The following is a 3,765-nucleotide window of genomic DNA, read 5'->3' as shown; positions in this document are numbered from 1 at the left end:
GGACTTAAATGAATATGGTCTCTATACAAATTAGCAGGTTCTGAGACAGATTTAAAAATAGGTAATAAATCTAGATATATAATATTTTCAGCTACAGTAAAATTATCTAAACGTTCACGAGTTTTAATTTCATAATCACGAGGTCCTGGTTCACCTACTTCCCGGAGTAAAGGAGTCATTGCTAGAATAAATTTAGCATTGTTTTGATTAGTAATTTCCTGGATTTTTTTAATCGCTTCTAAATTAAAATCAACCCTATCTCCTTCTTCTTCAATCTCTGGAACTTTTGGTGCTGGTAATAAATAACGACTTATCACTTCAGCTATTGCAAAAGGAGGTTTCTTGTCTGGATAATTCCGATCTACTCCTACCACTAATGAACTAGGTGCTTTAGCAAATAAATCATCAGTATTAATCAGTAATACTATAGTTTGAGAATCAAATAAACCGAACTTTTCTAAATAAGCAAGTTCATTTCTAGGACCCCAAGAATTAGCTGAAGCATTAAGAACTTCAACAGTTTTATCTTGACCTAATTTTTCATTTAATTGGTTTTGTATAATTGCAGAAATTGTGTCATCTTGGTCAGTCCACCAATTACCATTAGCCACAGAGTCTCCTACTAAAAATATTCTCAATTTACTATTTTCTCTTGACTCTTGTATCGGCTCAGAACGCATAGAATACTGATTAATTTTTATCTGGTTGCCAAAGCGACTCACATTTTGATTTGGTTTCAAAAGATAACCAATTTGACTATCTGCATTATAAGTAAGAGGATTACCAAAACCAACGACTAACCGGAGTCCTATTTCTAACATCCCCAATAAGCCAATTATAATTGCTGAAACTATTAATAGAGCTTTCACTAATCTAAAATTCCTAATAAATTTTGCCAATTATTGATTTTACTTTCAATGATTTAGTTTTAAACTTTAGAGTTATCAATCTTTTTTTGTCAACCTCGATTACTTGATACTAATCCTGAATAGATTTTCCTAAATTAAATAATAACTCAATTCCAATCAAAACCATTCCAACTATAGCTGCTAAGGACTTACTACCGTTCTATGCAACTTCTATATCCACTCCCAAATTTTACAAAAATCATAACTAAAAATAGGATAAATATATAGTATTTCTCATCCTTTATGAAGTACAGTTGTCTTGATTTTTTTCTTTTCACTGTTCCTAGTTTAAAATGTTCCCTAAAGCCTACAACTTTAGACCTCACCAGTATGATAATTACTATAGCAATCCTAAATAGGTTGTGACAAATTAAAAAGTAAATAAAAAAGTTGAAACTCCTTCCTGTTCCCTGTTCCCTATTCCCTCTTCCCTAAAAAGCAGTAAGATTTTTGCCACGAATATGCGGAGGATTGCTATATATATAATTAATATCCAACCACAAATAAATTGTAACTCAATTGCTTCTGCACGATAACTTTTGAGTACAGTATTTTGGCAATTTTTTGATAGTTTTTAAGATAATTTTAAGTAAATTAGATTTTACTTAAAATTGTCATACAGAAATCAAATTTTAAGTATATTTTTAGCTATAGAGTAAGTAAGTTGGTTTAATTATCCTTCTCGATCTCGCAATTTACCTTCCGTTATAATCTTTAATTTAACCAGAAGAGAATTGCTGGGCATGGGGCTTCAAAATCCTGACAAACAATATGTTAAAATAACTTCTATCAGGAGTAGCGGTAAAAAGCACCTGTAATAAAACATAGACAAAAACTAACGAGTATGGGGTTCAATTGAGTAAGTCAAGCGTCAACCCATGAAAAGCTAAAACTCGTATTGGGCGTCCTTAACTAGCTATTAGCTTTTCCTTACGGAATGCTGCGCAAACAGCATTTAGCTGTCAGCTAAAATCCGAGGGTTTAAGTCCCCCACTATATTTGAAAAATTAGTGGTGCGTGTTAATGGGGGATTGAAACCCCCCATTATACACAGTGAAAAGCTAATAGCTGACTGCTGACCGCTGACTGCTACGTCAATGAGTCGCCATAATCTCTGATGCTAAACGGCGGTGGGTCTCATCGTTGCTGTCTGTGGAGGCTTAGACCTTAGTCAGCCCTTGAAGCAGAAAACTCAAACTGCAAAGTTGAGAAACTCCCATTATACCCCTTGCGGTTAACGGCGAGTAAACTTCACATAACCGTGGTTTCAGGTAAACCCGTGGACTTAAAGCAAATATTTAAAACCAGAAATCCAATTATTGGGGTAGTACATTTACAACCTCTGCCAACCTCACCCCTTTGGGGAGGTGACCTCCAAGAAATTATCAGTAGAGCAGAAAGAGAAGCTACAGCCCTTGCATCAGGAGGTGTAGATGGCATCATAGTAGAAAACTTTTTCGATGCTCCTTTTGTTAAAGACCAAGTTGATCCGGCTGTAGTCAGTGCTATGACACTGTTAGTACAAAAGATTATGAACTTGGTTTCCCTACCAATAGGGATTAACGTTTTGCGTAACGATGGCCAAAGTGCTATGGCGATCGCTTCCTGTGTAGAAGCCCAATTTATCCGCGTGAATGTTCTGACTGGAGTTATGGCCACAGACCAGGGATTGATTGAAGGTATAGCACATCAACTTTTACGTTATCGTCGAGAACTGGGTAGTAATGTCAAAATCTTGGCAGATGTTTTAGTCAAACACGCCCGACCCTTGGGTTCGCCAAATCTAACAACAGCCGTCCAAGAAACTATTGAACGTGGTCTCGCTGATGGGGTGATTCTTTCTGGGTGGGCCACAGGAAGTCCTCCTAGTTTGGAAGATTTAGAATTAGCTACTGCAGCAGCAGCAGGTACGCCAGTATTTATAGGTAGTGGTGCCAACTGGGAAAACATTTCTACCTTGATGCAAGCTGCAGATGGCGTCATTGTATCTAGCTCCCTCAAACGACATGGACAAATAGACCAACCAATAGACCCTATTCGTGTGAGTCAGTTTGTGGAAGCTACTCGGCGGAGTGTAGCAAATAAGGTAAAAGATTATCAGAATTGGGAAGCAGAAACTAGAACTTCTCCTTCCCCTATCAAAACAATCTAAAAGTAAATTGTTATTCACCGACACTACTATTCCTGTCCTGTCCTGGAATTAATCGGTGGTCAGTTCAAATTATGGTGGCGATCGCCACCATTTTATTTATGAGGAAATTTTGCTAGAGGACTCCCGTTATAATATTTGATTTAACGGTGAGATGAACTACAAGCAAAAAAATTACAGCACTTTGCCCAGATCGTGAGGTAAAGTTTAATACTAATTTCTATTCCCTATTCCCGAAAGTCCTAAAATTTTGTACCTCATAAAGTCCAAAATTGCTGTAATTGAGTTATAGCTAATCCTTTGGCGTAGGAAGTTTAGGCAAACTTTTGTCATAATCTTGCATAACTAATGTGCCTATTATGTTTATTATAGCAATTTAAAAAAAGAATGTTACGAATAATAAGGTCAATAAAAAGACTTTATAGTTTCTGTTGATTTAGGCCGATATAATCTATCAAGATAGCAGTCCTATTTTATTTGTGTATAAAAATATTACCGCTTTTAGGTATGGAGGCAACAGGCAACAGTCAACAGACGGGAGTTTCAAGTTTTTTATCTACTTTTTGATTACCCGCGACCTATGGGCAGATTGCTATATATCACTTTAAAACCTAAAAAAATAAAACCTTTAATTATTAACATTAACATACTTAAATATCCTAAGTAATTCTACAACTTATAGAAAGCTAAAGTTATAGTCTAAACTTC

The 3,765-nt window shown here is 35.9% G+C and carries 2 protein-coding genes; one reads left to right on the top strand and one right to left on the bottom strand.

Features of this window, described 5'->3' with window-relative positions; genetic code table 11:
* On the bottom strand, window positions 1–869 hold an 869-nt coding region (locus AFK68_RS06500; protein WP_094672067.1), incomplete at its 3' end, for an SGNH/GDSL hydrolase family protein.
* A 1,318-nt stretch (window positions 870–2,187) separates the two neighbouring features.
* On the opposite strand from AFK68_RS06500, the gene btpA reads away from it, so the two are divergent.
* Window positions 2,188–3,060 carry a photosystem I biogenesis protein BtpA gene (gene btpA, locus AFK68_RS06495; protein ID WP_094672066.1) on the top strand — a complete coding sequence of 291 codons (873 nt, stop codon included), beginning with the start codon at window positions 2,188–2,190 and terminating at the stop codon, window positions 3,058–3,060.
* Window positions 3,061–3,765: the final 705 nt, after the last annotated feature.

It is taken from the genome of Hydrocoleum sp. CS-953, from assembly GCF_002260545.1.
GTDB lineage: Bacteria > Cyanobacteriota > Cyanobacteriia > Cyanobacteriales > Microcoleaceae > Trichodesmium.
This window is presented reverse-complemented; position numbering and strand designations above follow the sequence as displayed.